The organism is Neobacillus sp. 114, from assembly GCF_030127045.1.
GTDB classification, from domain to species: domain Bacteria; phylum Bacillota; class Bacilli; order Bacillales; family Cytobacillaceae; genus Neobacillus; species Neobacillus rhizophilus.
On record NZ_CP126144.1, the window covers coordinates 4,782,601 to 4,800,113 of the forward strand.

At 40.6% G+C, this 17,513-nt stretch carries 21 protein-coding genes; 4 read left to right on the plus strand and 17 right to left on the minus strand.

What is annotated here, in order from left to right; translation table 11 throughout:
• Positions 1–123: 123 nt before the first annotated feature.
• The 15 genes from QNN06_RS23415 to QNN06_RS23485 all read right to left on the minus strand — a co-directional run bounded on the left by QNN06_RS23415 (position 124) and on the right by QNN06_RS23485 (position 12,388).
• Positions 124–633 carry a TlpA family protein disulfide reductase gene (locus tag QNN06_RS23415; RefSeq protein ID WP_213120227.1) on the minus strand — a complete coding sequence of 170 codons (510 nt, stop codon included), beginning with the start codon at positions 631–633 and terminating at the stop codon, positions 124–126.
• 154 nt (positions 634–787) lie between these two features.
• The gene (locus tag QNN06_RS23420) at positions 788–919 is read right to left on the minus strand and encodes a CcmD family protein (RefSeq protein ID WP_213120226.1); all 132 of its coding nucleotides are present in this window, start codon (positions 917–919) and stop codon (positions 788–790) included.
• A 12-nt stretch (positions 920–931) separates the two neighbouring features.
• Positions 932–1,693: a cytochrome c biogenesis protein gene (locus tag QNN06_RS23425; protein WP_213120225.1), complete on the minus strand. Its 762-nt coding sequence runs from the start codon at positions 1,691–1,693 to the stop codon at positions 932–934.
• 3 nt (positions 1,694–1,696) lie between these two features.
• Positions 1,697–2,377, minus strand: coding sequence for a heme exporter protein CcmB (locus QNN06_RS23430; protein ID WP_213120224.1), 681 nt, complete (start codon positions 2,375–2,377; stop codon positions 1,697–1,699).
• Entirely contained in the window at positions 2,374–3,078 is a 705-nt protein-coding gene (locus QNN06_RS23435) for an ABC transporter ATP-binding protein (RefSeq protein ID WP_213120223.1), read from the minus strand. Before QNN06_RS23435 ends, QNN06_RS23430 begins: the two co-directional genes overlap by 4 nt.
• A 25-nt stretch (positions 3,079–3,103) precedes the next feature.
• Positions 3,104–4,099, minus strand: a complete 996-nt coding sequence (locus QNN06_RS23440) for a hypothetical protein (RefSeq protein ID WP_213120222.1) — start codon at positions 4,097–4,099, stop codon at positions 3,104–3,106.
• Positions 4,096–4,467 (minus strand): hypothetical protein, encoded by a 372-nt coding sequence (locus QNN06_RS23445; protein WP_213120221.1) that lies wholly within the window; start codon positions 4,465–4,467, stop codon positions 4,096–4,098. The genes QNN06_RS23440 and QNN06_RS23445 overlap by 4 nt, the downstream gene beginning before the upstream one ends.
• 12 nt (positions 4,468–4,479) lie before the next feature.
• Positions 4,480–4,986, minus strand: a complete 507-nt coding sequence (locus QNN06_RS23450) for a cytochrome c-type biogenesis protein (RefSeq protein ID WP_284036024.1) — start codon at positions 4,984–4,986, stop codon at positions 4,480–4,482.
• 1 nt (position 4,987) lies between these two features.
• Positions 4,988–6,970: a heme lyase CcmF/NrfE family subunit gene (locus QNN06_RS23455; protein ID WP_213120219.1), complete on the minus strand. Its 1,983-nt coding sequence runs from the start codon at positions 6,968–6,970 to the stop codon at positions 4,988–4,990.
• Positions 6,971–6,995: 25 nt separating this feature from the next.
• Positions 6,996–7,448: a cytochrome c maturation protein CcmE gene (locus QNN06_RS23460; protein WP_213120218.1), complete on the minus strand. Its 453-nt coding sequence runs from the start codon at positions 7,446–7,448 to the stop codon at positions 6,996–6,998.
• Positions 7,449–7,461: 13 nt separating this feature from the next.
• Positions 7,462–8,526 carry a hypothetical protein gene (locus QNN06_RS23465; protein WP_213120217.1) on the minus strand — a complete coding sequence of 355 codons (1,065 nt, stop codon included), beginning with the start codon at positions 8,524–8,526 and terminating at the stop codon, positions 7,462–7,464.
• A gap of 250 nt (positions 8,527–8,776) precedes the next feature.
• Positions 8,777–9,430 (minus strand): c-type cytochrome, encoded by a 654-nt coding sequence (locus tag QNN06_RS23470; protein ID WP_213120216.1) that lies wholly within the window; start codon positions 9,428–9,430, stop codon positions 8,777–8,779.
• A 10-nt stretch (positions 9,431–9,440) separates the two neighbouring features.
• Positions 9,441–9,893, minus strand: a complete 453-nt coding sequence (locus QNN06_RS31275; RefSeq protein WP_338088289.1) for a PCYCGC motif-containing (lipo)protein — start codon at positions 9,891–9,893, stop codon at positions 9,441–9,443.
• Positions 9,894–10,073: 180 nt separating this feature from the next.
• Entirely contained in the window at positions 10,074–10,565 is a 492-nt protein-coding gene (locus QNN06_RS23480) for a DUF6803 family protein (protein WP_213120213.1), read from the minus strand.
• Positions 10,566–10,594: 29 nt separating this feature from the next.
• Complete coding sequence (locus tag QNN06_RS23485) at positions 10,595–12,388, minus strand: urease accessory protein UreH domain-containing protein (protein ID WP_213120212.1); 1,794 nt, start codon at positions 12,386–12,388, stop codon at positions 10,595–10,597.
• 254 nt (positions 12,389–12,642) lie between these two features.
• Here QNN06_RS23485 and QNN06_RS23490 point away from each other — a divergent pair, with 254 nt between their 5' ends.
• Positions 12,643–13,527, plus strand: coding sequence for a patatin-like phospholipase family protein (locus tag QNN06_RS23490; protein ID WP_213120211.1), 885 nt, complete (start codon positions 12,643–12,645; stop codon positions 13,525–13,527).
• A 32-nt stretch (positions 13,528–13,559) separates the two neighbouring features.
• Here the strand turns inward: QNN06_RS23490 and QNN06_RS23495 are convergent, their stop codons facing one another.
• Positions 13,560–13,949: an SA1362 family protein gene (locus QNN06_RS23495; protein ID WP_284036025.1), complete on the minus strand. Its 390-nt coding sequence runs from the start codon at positions 13,947–13,949 to the stop codon at positions 13,560–13,562.
• 57 nt (positions 13,950–14,006) lie between these two features.
• Complete coding sequence (locus tag QNN06_RS23500) at positions 14,007–14,951, minus strand: DUF1385 domain-containing protein (protein WP_213120209.1); 945 nt, start codon at positions 14,949–14,951, stop codon at positions 14,007–14,009.
• Between the two features lie 236 nt (positions 14,952–15,187).
• Here QNN06_RS23500 and QNN06_RS23505 point away from each other — a divergent pair, with 236 nt between their 5' ends.
• The 3 genes from QNN06_RS23505 (at position 15,188) to efp (ending at position 17,404) form a co-directional block, all read left to right on the plus strand.
• A complete protein-coding gene (locus QNN06_RS23505; RefSeq protein WP_213120208.1) occupies positions 15,188–15,685 on the plus strand; it encodes a YqhR family membrane protein in 498 nt (165 codons plus the stop codon).
• A gap of 78 nt (positions 15,686–15,763) precedes the next feature.
• Positions 15,764–16,825: a M24 family metallopeptidase gene (locus QNN06_RS23510; RefSeq protein ID WP_284036026.1), complete on the plus strand. Its 1,062-nt coding sequence runs from the start codon at positions 15,764–15,766 to the stop codon at positions 16,823–16,825.
• Between the two features lie 21 nt (positions 16,826–16,846).
• Positions 16,847–17,404 carry an elongation factor P gene (efp, locus tag QNN06_RS23515; RefSeq protein ID WP_213120206.1) on the plus strand — a complete coding sequence of 186 codons (558 nt, stop codon included), beginning with the start codon at positions 16,847–16,849 and terminating at the stop codon, positions 17,402–17,404.
• Positions 17,405–17,513 lie beyond the last annotated feature (109 nt).

A 17,513-nucleotide genomic window follows, 5' to 3' on the forward strand; every position in this document is an offset into this window, starting at 1 on the left:
GACACATTATGACTGACAAATCTTCTAAAAATTGCTTTCACTCTATTTTTTTACATCTATTTAATAGAGACGAAAAACGGGGACGGTTCTTCTGCTCATAAGCAGAAGAACCGTCCCCGTGCATCATTTATCGTATTTCTTGATCCAGTTATATATTTGCATTTCGGTAACCGGACCATTGTAGTGTTCTCTTATAATTCCTTGCTTATCAATGACAAAAGTCTCAGGCTGGCCTGTTACGTTATATTGCTTGGAAACCTTGGCATTATAGTCGAATAAATAAACCATTCCTTCTTTATTGTCATTTGTTACCTTTTTAATTCGGTCAATGGTTTCGCCACGGTTTATCATAAGCAATGGATATTTGCCGCCATAATCCTTTTGATAGGCTGCTAATTCTGGGAACTCATCCTTACAAGGCTTGCACCAGCTTGCAAAGTAGTTTAGAATCACGACTTTACCCTTATAATCTGTAAGCTTTGTCGTTCCGCCATCATAATTAGGCAGTTCAAAATTAAAGGCTTTATCGCCAACATCGGTATGTTTGCCTTTTGTGACAAGGCTATAACCAAAAAATCCGAACATCGCGATAATAAGAATCAACACAAGTGGTTTAATAACCCGCTGGTTCATTCGCACTTCCTCCTGACGGGCTGTCTCCCAGCCTTATTCCTTCCTTAGCTAATAGGAAAGTATAAATATTCACAAATTTATACCTTCCTAACGCATAAATTCAACTAAGCCTCATGAACCGTCCTATCGGACTCGCCAATCGGCGCGGTTCCATTTATTTATCTAGCTGTTTTAAGAACTCAATTTCTTTTTTCAACTTGTCATGCCGTTTTCCTATAATAAACATATACGCAAAAATCACAACCCAAGCAACAGAATAAGCACCTAACATATATTCATAATTCATGGTCGGTTCCTCCTATTTATCTAATGATTCTCTTAATCTTTCCTTATATTGTTCCACTGTTATTTTCATTTTTTCAAAAGAAACACCCTTATGAAGTAGATAGGAATAAAGAATAGTAAAAGCTGTAATCGTGACCAACAAGGCGACAAGCATTGTATCCTCAATTCCGCCGCCTTTTTGGGAAGGGCCATCACCAAAAACAATTGGGTGGAACTTTGTCTGCCACCAGCGGATTGCAAAGAAGACAATCGGTACGTCGGCAAAGCCAATAATTCCGAAGACTGCGGCGAGTCTTGCTTTCTTATCCCAAACCCCATCCATTTGCCGAATCATGATATAGGCAATGTAAATAAAGAATAGAATGAGCGTTGTAATAAGGCGCGGTTCCCACACCCACCAGGTATTCCAAGCCGATCTTGCCCAGATTGGACCTGTTGTCAGAACGATAATCGTAAAAACGACACCAATTTCTGCGGAAACATAGGCGTACGTGTCATAAATCCTTTTCCGCTTTATTAAAAATAAAATGCTGAAAAAGAATGTTACAAAAAACGCCAAGAAGGCAAGCCACGCTGAGCTTACATGGTAATAGAAAATTTTTTGCGCAGCCCTCATTGTTTTTTCTTCATTTGCAAAAATAAAGATAAAATATAGTGCCGTAAGCATCGATATGATGGTTGCGCCAAACAATACTTTTCCTATGCTAACACGTTTCGTGTCTGTCATTTGCGAAGGGGGCAGGACCGCTTTTTCCCGTTCGAGATTCATACTCATCACTTAAACCTCCAGCACATAATCAATTAATAAGAAACAAACTACAAAGAAAATCACATCATACGCTGTAACCAGCTGAATCCACGCCAAAGCGCTCGAAAACTGATCCATGTTCGTTAAAATAATTTTAGTTGCCTGAACCACACCGATTAAAATAGGGGTGGTAATTGGAAATAGCAACAGCGGCAGCAGCATTTCACTGCTTTTGGAATTCGCCGCAAGAGCTGCCAAAAAAGTCCCAATGGCAATAAAGCCAAAGCTTCCTAAAAAAATCACCAATAGAAAATACGGAAAACTGCCAAGAAATTTAAAATCAAATAATAAGAATAAAAACGGAACAGAAACAATTTCAACAACTAATATCATTGCAAAGTTTGCCAAGAACTTGCCTAAGTAAATACTGGCGGCCTCCATCGGTGCAACAAGCAGCCCCTGCATGGTATCATTTCGCTGCTCCGAAATGAACGACCGGTTAAGGCCTAAAATACCTGAAAACACAATAATGACCCAAATAATCCCGGGGATTACAGCCTTTGTCGTGTTATTGGCCGGATCAAAGGCAAAACTGAACACAACGATGACGAGTCCAGCAAAGATAATTTGCGTGACCAAAATTTGTTTTGTTTTTAACTCTGAATATAAATCTTTTTGGGCAAGCAAGAAGGCTGTGCGAAATAGATTCATGATACACCCTCCACCTGCAGCTCATATTTTTGTGAAACATATCCCAAGCTTGAATTTTCAATTCTGAAGTCATCGACAATTTTGCCGTTTTTGACAATAACAATGCGGTCGCAGATTTCGGCTGCCTGCTTGAAATCATGAGTGACCATCAAGGTTGTCGTTCCTTTCTCTTTCATAGAGAGAATCACGTTGTTCAAAATGGCAATAGCACCTTGGTCCAGCCCGGTATGCGGCTCATCCAGGAGCAATACTTCAGGTTCATGAATAATCGCTCTGGCAATTGCAATTCGTTGGATCATGCCGCGTGAAAAGTTTTTGACCGGTTCATTTAAAAAGAAGGATAAGCCCACTTCTTTAACAAGCTCGGCCGCTTTTTGTTCTACATTTTTAACCCCATATATATTCCCGAAGAAGACGAGGTTTTCTAATGGGGAGTAATGGTCGTAAAGCAAGCTGGAATGAGGCAGATAGCCTAATATTTTTTTTATTTCAAGCGAATCTTTCTTCAAGTCCAAACCATTGATCTTGATCATTCCTGATGTCGGTTTAATCAATGAGGCCAGCACCTTTAGAAGCGTGCTTTTTCCTGCCCCGTTTGGACCAAGAATCCCGACAGTTTCCCCTTTATGGATAGAGAGGTCAACACCACGTAAAATCAGCTTGTTGTCAGCCTGCTTCGTCAGTTTTTTAATTTCTATCATTTGCGCATCCCTCCCACTCCAGCTGCTATTCTACAAAATTGCGTAAATTTAATTTCACCTGAACCAAATGCTGTTTGTAAGCATCTAGCTTAGCGTGATATTCCTCTTCAGTCAGCTTTCCATCACCGAAGGTTTCTTCCAATTCAATAATCTTATCCAGGATCGCTTTCTGCTTTGACATTAACAGCTTAAAAGCCTTTTCCTCCTTATCAGCACCAAGTCGCTCACTTTCAAATCTCGCTTTTCTTCTAAAGTAGGCATAATAGGATATTCCTGCAATAACGATTGCCCCTAAAATAATCAGAAAAATATGCGGATTAAAACGGTGCAATGGTGATTGCGCCCACATCCTGAGGTGGCCAGGATTATGGAAAGCCGGTGCCGTGTGAGTAACAGATGTATTTTTAGCAGTTCCCCCCGCTGCCTGTGTTTGCGTGGCGCTATCAGCTTTAGGCTGGACATCCTTGTTATAACCCAGCTTAAAGGACTGACCCGCTTTTAAATTTTCAATACTGTATCCCCAATAATTTTGATCATCAAATTTAAATAGACCCTGATTGGTTGATTGTGCCCCTGTTATCTCGATGCTTCCTCTGCCCTCTGGTACGAGAATTTGCAGCATCTGAACCGGGTAATCAGAGATTAGATTAATTTCTTTTCCCTTTGGCATCCGAAAGCTATAGGGCAGTACCATGGTTTGATTGCCTGGAATCGATGTAGTTGTAATAAATCCTTTATCCACCTGTTTAAAAGCAATTTTGTTATCAAGAAAATTTAAATCCTTGGCCCCTTCCGGCAGCGTTACGGTTAATACCGCTTCATTCTGGCCATCGCCTTTATACTCTTCTGCCGATTTATTTGTGTAATCGACCATATTCATCAGATTTGTTGAACCGTCTTCGGCCGGACTGACAACCAGGTAATGCATATCAATCAATATATTGGGGGCGGATGCTGCCAACCCCTTAACAGGAATAAACAGCATCAGACCCAGGAGGAGAATGGTGATTTTTCGAATCACTTTTCATCCCTCCTTTTGTTTTTGTAGCTTTTCATTTGTTCTTCAATTTCTTTTTCCACTTCAGCCATTAAATCTTTATCTGTTGTGCCGCTGATCATTTCTTCTTCCTTCATGATGGTTGCTATTTCTGTTTCATATTGTTTTTTTAAATGTTTATAATCGGCGGGAGAAATCTTATCCATCTTGTACTCAAACTCTATTTCGTTTAACGTTGTCAATAAGGCTTCCTTTGTTGTAGCCAAGTCTTGATTTTTTGAATCGAGATGTAAGTACGTATCCCACTTAAATAACGGTGACAATATTAGAAACAAGCAGGTCAACGCCAAGGCAGCGGAAAAAATCATCGAAATGATGGAGATATCGTGCATTTTGTTCACATCCTATAGATACTTTTTGCGTTCTTCATCTATTATGGAAGAGAGTATTTCGCCTTCCACTTCTTCCTCAGTCGTCTGATTTTCCATCACTGGTTCTTCCGTTCCTTTTCGTTTGACCCATTTACGAATAACAAAGAACAATCCACCACCAGCGGTACCTAATGCCACAAATGGCAATACCCAAGCAGTTAAGCTAAATCCGTTTTTCTCAGGTGCGGTTAAAATTTCTTCGCCGTAAATATTCACGTAATATTGCCGAATCTTGTCCTTATCCCAGCCTTTATTCATCATACCGACAAGGTCAGCTTTAAAATCCTTTGTCAGCTGGCATGTATTGGGATCACATTCATAATGGTCCTGCCCGCATCCGCATGTACAGGCAAACTGCTGTGCAACGACTTTAAATTCTGGTGATTTATAGTCAAATTCTTCTTTTGCTTCTGCATGAAGGATTGAACCTTGGAAGATAAACGCAATAAGAAGGAGCCCCAGATAAATTTTATTTCTCACGCTATGCCACCTCTTTGCGTACCCCGGTGTATCTCGGAGTAACATTTCCATATTTTCCGTTCCAAACGGCGAAAAGTGCACCTATGACAATCATAAATGAGCCCATCCATAACCAGTTCATCATCGGATTAACCTTTACCACAAATGTGGCCTTCCCATCATCCTCCCAGGCACTTAAAACAATATATAAGTCTTCCTTCATTGAGGAGATAATCGCCACTTCAGAAGAAGGCTGCTCCCAGTTTCCATAGAAAACCTTTTCGGGCTGGAAAGTACCTAATCTTTTTCCATTTTTAAATACCGTTACATCAGCGTAAACAATATCGTTTATACCTTCTCGTTTCTGATCAAGCCGCTCGTAATTTAGCCGGTAATTATTAATCTCAAGCGAACCGCCTAATGGTACAGTTTTCATTGTTTCAACATCATAGTTTTGTGAACCAATAATCCCCATGGTTATGAAGGCAATTCCAAGGTGGACAATATATCCCCCGTAACGGCGACGATTTCGAATCATCAGGCGGTAAAGGGCGGTTAACGGTTTTTCCTTCGTCATCTTTCTTCTCGCCATCACCCCTCTATAAAACTCTAAAAAGTGAGTGATAAATAATAGAGTAATAACTCCGTAGCCAATGACGGCCCACGCTTTCTGAATACCCAGCACCACCATTAAAACCATAGCGATAACAGCAAGGATGGCGGGAATCAAAAAGTTCTTTCGAAGATTTTTCACGCTTGAACGCTGCCAAGCCAAGAGCGGACAAACTGCCATCACAAACATCATGGACAATAGAATCGGCGCTTCTACTTTATTGAAGAATGGCAAGCCGACCGTTACCTTTGTGCCGCGGACTGCTTCTGAAACGAGCGGGAAAATTGTTCCCCAGAAAACAGCAAAGGCTGCACCAACAAGAAGTAAGTTATTAACTAAAAAGCTGCTTTCCTTTGAGACAAAGGATTGAAACTCTCCTGCACTGCGTTTTAGCAGATTATAGCGGCTCATTAGCACATACAATGCGCCAATGACAGCAATAGCCATAAAGATTAAGAAATATAATCCCAAATTGGAATTCGCAAAGGCATGCACTGATGTCAATACTCCGCTTCGAACCAGGAAAGTGCCGAATAGTGTCAGGGCATAGGAAACGATAATTAAGCAGATATTCCAGATCTTAAGCATGTTCTTCCGCTCTTGAATCATCACTGAATGCAGAAAGGCAGTGGCTGTCAACCAAGGCATAAACGAAGCATTCTCAACCGGGTCCCAGGCCCAGTAGCCGCCCCAGCCTAATTCTACATATGCCCATTGGCCTCCAAAAATATTTCCGAGACTCAAGAATAACCACGCGATAATGGTCCAGCGTCTAGTCATTTTAATCCAGAAATCATCAACGTTTTTCATGATCAAGGCCGCCATTGCAAAAGCAAACGGGATGGCAAGACCTACATAACCAAGGTAAAGTGTAACGGGGTGGATAATCATCCCTGGATTTTGCAGCATTGGGTTTAATCCTTTTCCTTCAAGCGGAACCTTATCAAGCAATACAAATGGCTTTGCGACAAATCCCAAGATAAAGAAGAAGAAAACCGCATTGGCCATTAGGATGGCTGAAATGTATGGAACCATTGGGTTCCCTTTCAACTTCCTTGAAAACACAATCATGACGGTATATAAAGTTAAGAAGAATGTCCAAAGTAACAAGGAGCCGGCATTACCTGCCCAAAGGGCAGTCAGTTTATAAATAATCGGCAGTTCGCTGCTTGTATAGTCTTTTACGTATTCAAATTGGAATTGGGAAGTAGCTAATAGATAGAACATCGACAGCATGGCCAGTGACGTACAAACCAGCAATGCAATAGTTCCGCCTTTTCCACTATTTATGAGCTTTTGATTTTTCGTACTGATTCCAAGTGTTATAACCAAGAGTGAATAGATTGCAACCGCAAATCCAATATAAATGGCTGCATTAGCAAATAGATACATTTCGTCACCTTCTTATGTTTACCTGTTATTTTTCTTTCGGTGGCTGATTCAACTTGTCCTTATGGGTTTCCGGATCGTAGTTCTTCATGTCTTTTCCTTCATATTTGGAAGGGCATCTTGTTTTCACTGTTTCAGCAGCGAAAGTATCTTTTTTGGTCGGCGAGCCTTGAAGAATGGTGATTACCCCTTCAGAGAAATTATCAGGCTTTGGCCCATTATGGATGACATGCATGATATGTCCTTCGTTGTCTTTCACATCAAATTTCAACTCTATTTTGTCAGGATTCCATTTAATAGAGTCTTCGATTAATAGTCCTTCAACGGTCACAAAATCATCTTTATGCTCATCTTGGGTGGCCAAGAGGTCTTTTAAGGTTAATTCAATTCCGCTCGAACCTGGAGTGGCAGCCATTAAGAGAAAAACAATTGCACCAGCAATGATAAAACCACCGAGGAGAACTAACGTATTTTTCTTCATTCTTTTCACCTCATTAAATTAATTTTTTCATTTCTTCATCGTACGTTTCTTGGTCAATCTTGCCTGTTAACAGCTTTTTCCTAAGTTCCTTTTTGGCTTCAACATTCATCGTCTTAATTTCTTTTTTGCTCGAAGACTGTTTCATAACTTGAGGTTTTGTTTGTTTCTGTCTTTTGGCCGTACTTGCCGCATTTGCCTTCATTCCTAGGTAGACGAATGCACCGGCAATAATCAGTGCAATTCCGATAATGGACGCTCCACCGATGCCAATAATAGGACGTTTTGCAGTGTCCTTAGTGCCAGTGCCATTGCCATCTAAAACTTGATCAGTCGCGCTGCCGTTCACGCCAGAATGGTTTTCATCATTTGGTGGTTTAACCTTGCTCATCGCTTCCATCGTTGATTCTGTTCCCGTTTTCTTGTAAGCAAAGGAATATTTTAAATTTTCACCGGATTTTACATTTTTATATTGATAGAAATAAAGTTCTTCTCCATATTCGTTTTTTGAATTCTCCTGCGCCTTTGGCTCAGCTTGAATATCCTTGGCATTCATCGGCGCGTAAAACACAACACCAAGCTGTTCTGTTTCAGCTCTGTTTGTAAATTCGTATGTAAAACTTTTTTGGTCCTTCACATCAATAGACTGCGTATAGTATTCAATTACGAATTGATAGGTTTCGTTATTTTTAATGGTTTTTCCCGGTTTCCAGACAACCACTCCCTTGTCTTTGTCAACATCATACGGCCGCTGAACCTCAGGCTTATCTTTTTCTGGAAATTCGGCTACCAGGAAGGCCTCAAACCCTTTATCCTTTGCAGGAACAGGAATTTCTATTTTCCCATCATAATCTTGCCCGCTTTTATTGGTAATCGTTCCGTACATACCTACCAGCAAGGAAGGAATATCCCTCGACGGCCAATCCTCCGGATAGTCAAACTCTGGCATGACTTGAATCTGCATACTCTTATATGGAAACTTTTCCGGCTGAAAAACTGTCTCTGCGCTTGCCTTTGGTACGATCAGGCTTGTCATAAATGCTAAAATAACGAATAATGCCATCCATTTCTTTTTTCGCATAGTCATCCTCCTTGAATCAAAAGCTGGTTAAAACCGTGACTTTTTCACTATAGTCCTCTTTGAAATAAATATAATCTTTCTCGGTTGCCTGTTGTTGATGGACTATTGAACATTTTGTTAACCAGCAACAATCGTTACCTTTTCGTCAAAAAATAACCATAAATTGTTCACATTTGTAAAAATGGGATATTTTTTACATAAAAAAAAAAACAGCCCTAAATCCTTTAAAAGATTCAAAGCTGTTTTTACGTCATTTCTTTTCTAGCGAACGGATATAGGCGGTTATGTCAGAAATATCCTGTTCGGTGAGTTGTCGGGCGCCTTCTTGGCCTTTCAATGATGGTCCCATCCGGGTTTCTTCACGCCCATAAGCTGTCCCAATCCAAATTTGTTTGTCATTTGTATATTTCAAGTATTGGGGACTGGAAAGGACTGTTCCCATTTTGATTTTTCCTGCTCCATTTTCCCCGTGACAGGAGAGACAATAAAGCTTATATTGTTCCTTGCCTCGTTCAGGGTCTCCTAATATAGATGCCGATGCTTTTAAGTCCAGTTCCTCAGTCTGCCATTCTCTCATAAACGTTACTAGATTCTTCAAATCCTTGTCGGACAAACGAGTTTCATAGGAAGGCATGCTTGTCCCTTCCCGCCCATATTTCACATAATTGTAAAGGTCTTGATCAGAAACGGAACTTAAAAAATGTTGATTATTGATCGCTGTCCCGTCCTTTGCTCCTTCACCTTTTCCTGTTTCGCCATGACAGGCAAGACAGTTTTTTGCATACACTTTTTCACCTGCCGCAATGGCCTTGGAATTTTCACTGCTGAAAATGCCGCTATTGGCAATGCAAAAGACAATGCCAATTGTAATTAAAATATAGGTTCCGATTAAAATTTTCTTCATGGGCTGCTCCTTATTTTGGTTCAGGTGTAGGAGTCGGTTCCCCAAAATCTTCATACTTCGTAGTAATTAGGTCATAAATCTTCTTAGGGCTTTTACCGTCAAGATGCATCTCTACCGCCTCCCGGGCGATATCTATACAGACGTCTCACGATATTCCCATCGAATCCCATTCTTTTACTGCATTACCCGACCCAAATTGGTCAACGAAGCAATCGAGGTTACTCTCATGGCCATCCTGCGCAAAACAGCCGCAATAGCATGGGACCTGCGCCAGTACCTTCGGGTATGTAGCTGCCATAATATAGGTTTCTTTAATTTGATCAGATGAATTTAACACATAATCAGGCAACGGTTCGTGCTTTTTATCAAGGGCCCATTTTTTATCACTGACATTGGATCCGCACCCAGCTGCTATAAGGACAATAGCAAAACAAAGAACAAAAAGTGAAGGTATTCTTTTCAAAAGTTGTCACCCCTTCCAGCTTGATATCACAAATTTATTTTAACAAATAGAAAGACAGCCATCAGGCGCTAATTCTTACTATTTGGTGAAGTTTTTAAGCTTGATAAAGTATAAATAATAGATTCAAAGAAAAAATATAAATCGCCGGAGTCTCCGTAAGGAATGTCCGACGATGGGTATCTACATGTTCATCATGTGGCCGCCTGTGCTTGTACCAATGGATGGGTCAACCATTCCAAAAATCATTGCCACATGCGCAACTACTAAGAACATCCCTACAAAAAAGGCATGTGTTTTTAGTTTTTCAACAGCAGTTTTATTTTTAAAGAAAATCCCCAGGTCAAGAAGCGCCATGCCTAATAACGGCACAACCCCCAGAAGGTAGAAGGTAACGGCGGTTACGTCAATCCATCCTTTCCATTCGCCGTTAGCCGTCAGCGGGATATACGCATTCATTAGGAGATATAAAAATATTCCAGTGAAATAAATCCCGGCAAAAATGCTGACTGCCTTATTTACTCTCTTTAAGGAACCATCGAGCTTACGGGTAAATAAGATACCCAGTTCAGTAACAGCGATTGTTTCCGCACATATGACTGGAATGGCCATAAAGATAATTAAATTCCAGGGCTGATTATCAGCAAGCAATCCCATATAATGTGTCATGTTCATAATTTCTCTCTCCTATCAAATACTCTATATTATTTAAGAAACTGTTTTCTCACTACCTCTAAGTCAACAGCCGTTACATCATCAACAGCTTCAATAATCCCTAGTAATTCCTCCTCATTAAGATAAATTCCATAAGTTCCAGTGCGGTCCAGTGTGAAATCAACTTCGGCAATCGCCTCCTTACCGGTAAATTCAGCCGCAATTTGCTTTGTTTTTGTATTCAGGATTAAAAAGCTCCCGGCAGCTTGATCTAATTGTGATAAATCGATAGTCAGCTTCGTCTTAATTCCTCTATTAACCACCATAACTAAAGGTTCAAACTCGTAGCCAATTCCTTTGACAGCTAAGGATTGTTGATTATTATAAACCTCAGCCTTTCTTACCAGACGCTCAGTTGGAACCTTGCTAATATCATTTCCATATATGCTTGCTTTTGTCTGCGAAGAGCTTTCAGCTGTTGACTTAGTCGAGGCATCGATTCCGTCCGCATTGCTGCTCGAAGCAGAAATTTCCCCAAGATCATCGACCACCTTAATCATGCCCCGCTTCATTCCCATCCAGCAGCTAAATGGGATATCTTCAATTCCCGGTGTAAATTCAATAACGTTTTTACCGTTTTGCAGCTTTTGCTGTACATTCATATCAGGAACCACGATCGTATTATTGCATCCGGTAAGCTGCTTGACATCAACCACCCACTTGACAGGCATCCCTTTTTTTACATATAAAACTCTTGGGGTGTAACCGTATACGTCCGCCGTCATATTTAGAACCTGCACGCCATCTTTGATGGTTGCTTTAATCGCATCAGTTGAATTCGCCGACGTATTTGAGTTGGTTCCGCCAACGCTTGCCATGATGTCCAGCGGACCAGTTTGCACACCGGCAAGTGCCAGCCCCCTCCTGCTCATAATCAGCCCGAGCACAATAATTAGAATTCCACTGAATTTAAGGATTTTCTTTGTATACCCGTTGCTTAACAGACCCGAGAGAGCTCCAAAACTCAGCATCAGCGGGACCGTACCAATGGAAAACATAAACATTGACAATGCCCCGGTTAAGGCACTACCCGTACCAAGCGCATAGATTTGCATCGTCTGCAATGGTCCGCAGGGCATTAAGCCATTAAGAAACCCAACCAGAAAGGGCGTTCTTGGCATTTTCACCGGCTTACAAGTGATAGCAGGCAATTTGAAATGCAGCTTTCTAAAGAGGCGGAATCCAGCCATATTAAATCCCATAATCATCATAAATACCCCTGCAAATATCTGAAGTCCGGCTTTGGCTGCCAACGAAAGGGCAAACACTGACCCGATTGCTCCAATAACTCCGCCAATGATGGTGTAAGCAGTCACTCTCCCTAGGTTATAAAGAAGCGATGGCTTTACGGCATCCCATCTATTATTTTTTTCTTTACCAATCGTCTGGGACAGCATAATGCCACCACACATTCCTACACAGTGGAGCGAGGTGATTAACCCAACGACAAACAAAACGGCATACGAGGCGGAGTTAAGTTTTTCCTCCATATTAAAGCTGCCGGTATTGATGCCAAGGAGGACAATAGCAGCAACAATGATAAAAATGCCGATAAACTTATAGCCCTTTGAACCCTCCGTACTGTATCCGGCCTGTCGGATTGCGCCTTTCAGCAGGCCTAAAGTACATTGGTCTTCGTCAAATTCAATATCAGCAAATTGACCACTGAAACTTGCTTGAACATTTTTTACCCCCTCAAGCTTTTTCACGGTTCTTTCTACCCGTTTTTCGCAGGACGAACAAGTCATATCGTAAACCTTTAATCTGATCCGTTTGACACTCATAGCGGCCACCAGCCTTTAAACGAATTCCCTTTACCATCTTGATAGCTAAAGTATAAAAAACCGATATGTTGGTGGTATGAAGAAAAATGAGAGCCTGGTGACCAATTTGTGGACATAATTTTTCTAATTCTTGAACAACCATCAAGCTGCCCAAACGAGATTATCCACTAAAATATTTATCTTGTCTCCCGTACTATTTTGTAAAACAGCCGCTTAAAGATGTAACAATGAGTACATCATTGGGAGTGGCTGCCATGAATATTGATGGAGTTTTTTCCGGAGGAGGAATAAAGGGATTTGCGCTTATCGGGGCGTGTGAAGAAATTGAAGAACGCGGTTTTAAATTTGTCAGGGTCGCTGGAACTAGTGCTGGCTCCATAATAGCCGCTTTAATTGCCGCAGGTTATACAAGCAAAGAAATCTATCAGCTCATTGACGAAGTGGATCTAACTAATCTGCTCGATACCCGCAAAACCATCATACCTTTTAAACTCGCCAAATGGCTGTTACTTTATTGGAGATTAGGTCTTTACAAAGGGAACGAATTGGAAAAGTGGCTTAGGATAAAATTAGAGGCCAAAGGATTAAGAACATTTTCTGATTTACCGCCTCATACGTTAAGGTTTATCGCTTCAGACCTTTCTAACGGACAAATGGTTGTTATACCTGATGATTTACCGAAATACGGGATTTCACCGGGCTCTTTTCCAATTGCCAAGGCCATCCGCATGAGCTGCAGCATCCCATATTTCTTTGAACCTGTAAGATTACGGGCAAAGGAAGGGACTAATGTTTTAGTGGACGGAGGGGTATTAAGTAATTTTCCAATGTGGCTTTTTGACCAGGAGAATATTAAAAAAACAAGACCTGTCCTAGGCATCAAATTAAGTCCAAGTGAATACGAACATGAAAAGCATAAAATAAACAACGCGATTGAGCTTTTCGGGGCGTTGTTTGAAACCATGAAGGATGCCCACGATTCCAGATATATTTCCAAAAAACATGCCGAAAATATTATATTTATCCCGACAGAAGGGGTAATGACCATTGAATTTCATTTAACCGAGGAAAAGAAACAGGAGCTTGTAAACTTAGGCAGGGAACGGGCGAAGAGATTCTTGAATAAATGGAGTTATTAATAAAGCAGTTAGAAAAAAGAAAAATCGAGCGTTTAAAAAGACGCCCGATTTTTCTTTTTTCCTTTTTTTCCATCAATGACGGTAAGATGGGCAGGAGGTTTCTTTTTGGCCTTGCCTTTCTTTAATGTCGTCAATGTACCTAAAGTGGAACCTTTTGCATTTGGCTCTCCACTTCGATGCTGCAAGCGTTTTTTAGACCTTCTTGCTGCTTTAAGAAATGCCCGCTGCTCTTTTTTCTGAGGGCTCGAATTTGAAAACTTGCGAACAACAAAATATATGACCAAACCAATTAAAACGAAGACAGCTATTTTTTGCAAAAATGCAGCCGGGTCAGCCGTAAAAGAACCATAAAGCCCAAGTAAAGCAAGGATAATAAGTACCCCCACAATATATGCGGATGTCCGATTTTTCAAGAAAGCCACCTCCCTAAGAGCATCATAAGCATTTTTTTATTCTTTTAAACACTTCCTAACAACGATTTAGACAATTTCTTCTTGTTTGACGAATCTGTCTGTTTCCTCTTCTCTTCTTAACAATTCTTTAAAGGAGAGAATGGCTACTTCCACCTGTTCATCGTTTGGCTCTTTCGTTGTAAAAAGCTGAAGCCAAAGACCTGGCAGGCCTAAATATTTTAAGACAGGAACGTCTCTTAATTTATTTGTAAATTGGAGGATTTCAAAGGAAATCCCCAACACAACCGGTATTAATAAAAGGCGGTCAACAATTCTCAACCACAGCGGCGAAGTTGGCACCAGCATATAAACAAAGATACCAACAAAAACAGTAAATAAGATAAAACTGCTTCCGCAGCGATAATGAAGCCTTGAGTGGGCCTGAACATTAGCTACAGTTAGTTCCACTCCGGACTCGTAGGTATTTATTACTTTATGCTCAGCACCATGATATTGAAACACTCTTTTAATCAAGGGTGTTAAGGAAACAAAATAAATATAGGAAAGAAGAAGGATAAGCTTGAAGAGTCCTTCGATCAGAACCTGGGAAAAATCCGATGAAAAAATGGGTCTTGTCAATTCCGCTAAGAAAACAGGAATTAGTGTGAAGGCAAATTTGCCAAATAAAAATGAGATAACCCCGATCACTGCCACACCCAAGTACATCGTCAATTTTGAAACTTCTTTTTCCTTTAAGGTGTCATCCTCCTTTGGGTCTAAATCAAATCTTTCAGTTGAAAAATTTAAATGTTTAGAACCATTGGCACTTGCTTCTATTATAGCAACGATTCCACGAATAAACGGAATTTTTTTAATTTTCGTTAAATAAGGATTTGTTTTACGCGGCAGGTGGAAGTATTCGACTGAATGGTCCTTCCTCCTTATTGCAGTAACATAATGATGTTTACCTCCGAACATAACTCCTTCAACCACGGCTTGACCGCCATAAACATTCTTTTGTGTATTAGACATTAGCTAGAACACCAACCTATGCAAAAGTAGCACGATAGCAGAAATGATAAATCTGTATGTACTTAAATGTATTCTACTAGAAAACCGAAAAAACCTCTAGGATATGACATAAGTTTTCCATTTAAATTAGAAAATTATTTTTTTATGCAAGGATTGTCGTTACAGGGGCATAATAAAATTGGTATTTATTTTGGACAGAAAATAATTGGTATCAAAAAGTAATGGAGGTTGTTTTAATGGCTGCTGATAAAAAAACGGGAACATACCCTAAGCCAATGTCCCTACCGGTGATGGTCTTTTGGACTGGTTTATTTGGAGGGGTTTTTTGGGGAACGGTCGGTTTTTTTGCATGCTACTTTAGTTTAACAGAAATCCGTCCAAATATAATCCTTGAACCATGGATGCTGGGGAACTGGAAATATGGCTGGAAAGGAACGATTTTGTCCATTCTCATCATGGGCGTGCTATCAGTTGGTGCAGCCTACCTATATTATGCGTTATTAAAAAAGCTGAAAGGTATGTGGATTGGCTTAGGGTATGGAATCATATTATTTTTAATTGTTTTTGTTGTTCTGAATCCCCTTTTTCCTGGGATGAAACCATTTTTCGATTTAAGCAGAGATACCATCCTGTCTTCCCTTTGTCTCTATATTCTGTATGGAATTTTCGTTGGTTACTCGATCAGCTATGAATATCAAAATCAAGAAGTACAAAAAAACGAACCAGCCACTTAAACTGTTATTAGTCGTATTAGTTTGATTATGATAAAATGATTGTGTCCGTTAACGGATTGGAAAAGGAGAGTGGACACGATGGAGAAATTAGAAAAATTAAGGTCAAGTTTTTCAGTAGAGGGAATCGATGGCATACTTATTACAAGCCCCTATAACCGCCGTTACATATCAAATTTCACAGGTACAGCAGGTATTGTTTTAATCAGTGCTGATAAAGCTCTATTTATTACAGATTTTCGTTATGTTGAACAAGCCCAAAAGCAATGTGAAGGATTTGAAATCATTAAATTTTCAGATACGCTTCCTAAAGAAGTCGCTGAACAGGCGAAAAAATTAGGGATTCAAAAATTAGGTTTTGAAGAGGACTATTTAACATACTCCTCCTTTAAAGTATATGAAAAAGAGGTCGAAGCTGAACTTGTCCCTGTTTCGGGATTAATCGAAAAGTTACGCTTGATAAAGACCGATTCAGAGATTAAGATATTAAAGGAAGCAGCGGATATTGCTGATGCCGCATTTAAACATATTTTAGACTTCCTTCGCCCGGGAAAAACGGAGCTGGAAGTATCGAATGAGCTGGAATTCTTTATGAGAAAAGCCGGAGCAGTATCTTCTTCCTTTGATACCATCGTCGCTTCAGGGTATCGCTCGGCTCTTCCACATGGTGTTGCCTCTGACAAGGTCATTGAAAAAGGGGATATGGTCACCCTTGATTTTGGTGCCTATTATAAAGGGTATGTTTCCGATATTACAAGGACTGTTGCTGTCGGCGAGCCTGACGCCAAGCTGAAAGAAATTTATCAGATTGTCCTCGAAGCTCAATTACGCGGCATCGATGGTTTCAGACCTGGAATGACAGGAAAAGAAGCGGATGCTTTAACTCGGGACTACATAACAGAGAAAGGGTACGGAGAGTACTTTGGACATTCAACCGGACATGGGATCGGGCTTGAGGTTCACGAGGGACCGGCTCTTTCATTAAAATCTGACATTATCTTAGAACCAGGTATGGTTGTAACTTGTGAACCAGGCATTTATATTCCTGGACTTGGCGGCGTTAGAATTGAAGACGATACGCTTATTACGAAGGATCATAACGAAAGGCTCACACATTCTACAAAAGACTTAATTATTTTGTAACTATTTTAGGAGGATTTGCCAATGATTTCTGTTAACGATTTCCGTACTGGATTAACCATTGAAGTGGATGGCGGCCTTTGGCGCGTCATGGACTTCCAGCACGTAAAGCCTGGTAAAGGAGCAGCGTTTGTCCGCTCCAAATTGCGTAACCTGCGTACCGGAGCCATGCAGGAAAAAACATTCCGTGCCGGTGAAAAAGTAGAAAAAGCACAAATTGATAACCGTAAAATGCAGTATCTGTATGCAAGCGGCGACCAACACGTGTTTATGGACATGGAGTCCTACGAGCAGGTTGAACTGCCTGGAACAAGCATTGAATATGAATTAAAGTTTTTAAAGGAAAACATGGAAGTTCATATCATGATGTTCCAAAGCGAAACACTTGGAGTTGAGCTGCCAAATACGGTTGAACTTGAAGTAACTGAAACTGAGCCTGGCATTAAAGGTGACACTGCTTCAGGCGGCTCCAAGCCGGCAACGATGGAAACCGGCCTTGTCGTTCAGGTTCCTTTCTTCATTAACCAAGGTGATCGCTTGATCATCAACACAGCTGAAGGTACTTACGTATCAAGAGCTTAATTGTAAATTAAAACTGGCCGATTGGCGAGTCCGTTAGGACGATGACAGACGCGTAGTTGAATTTATACTTTCTTATTAGCTAAAAAGAGCCTTAAGACCCTATTTGGGC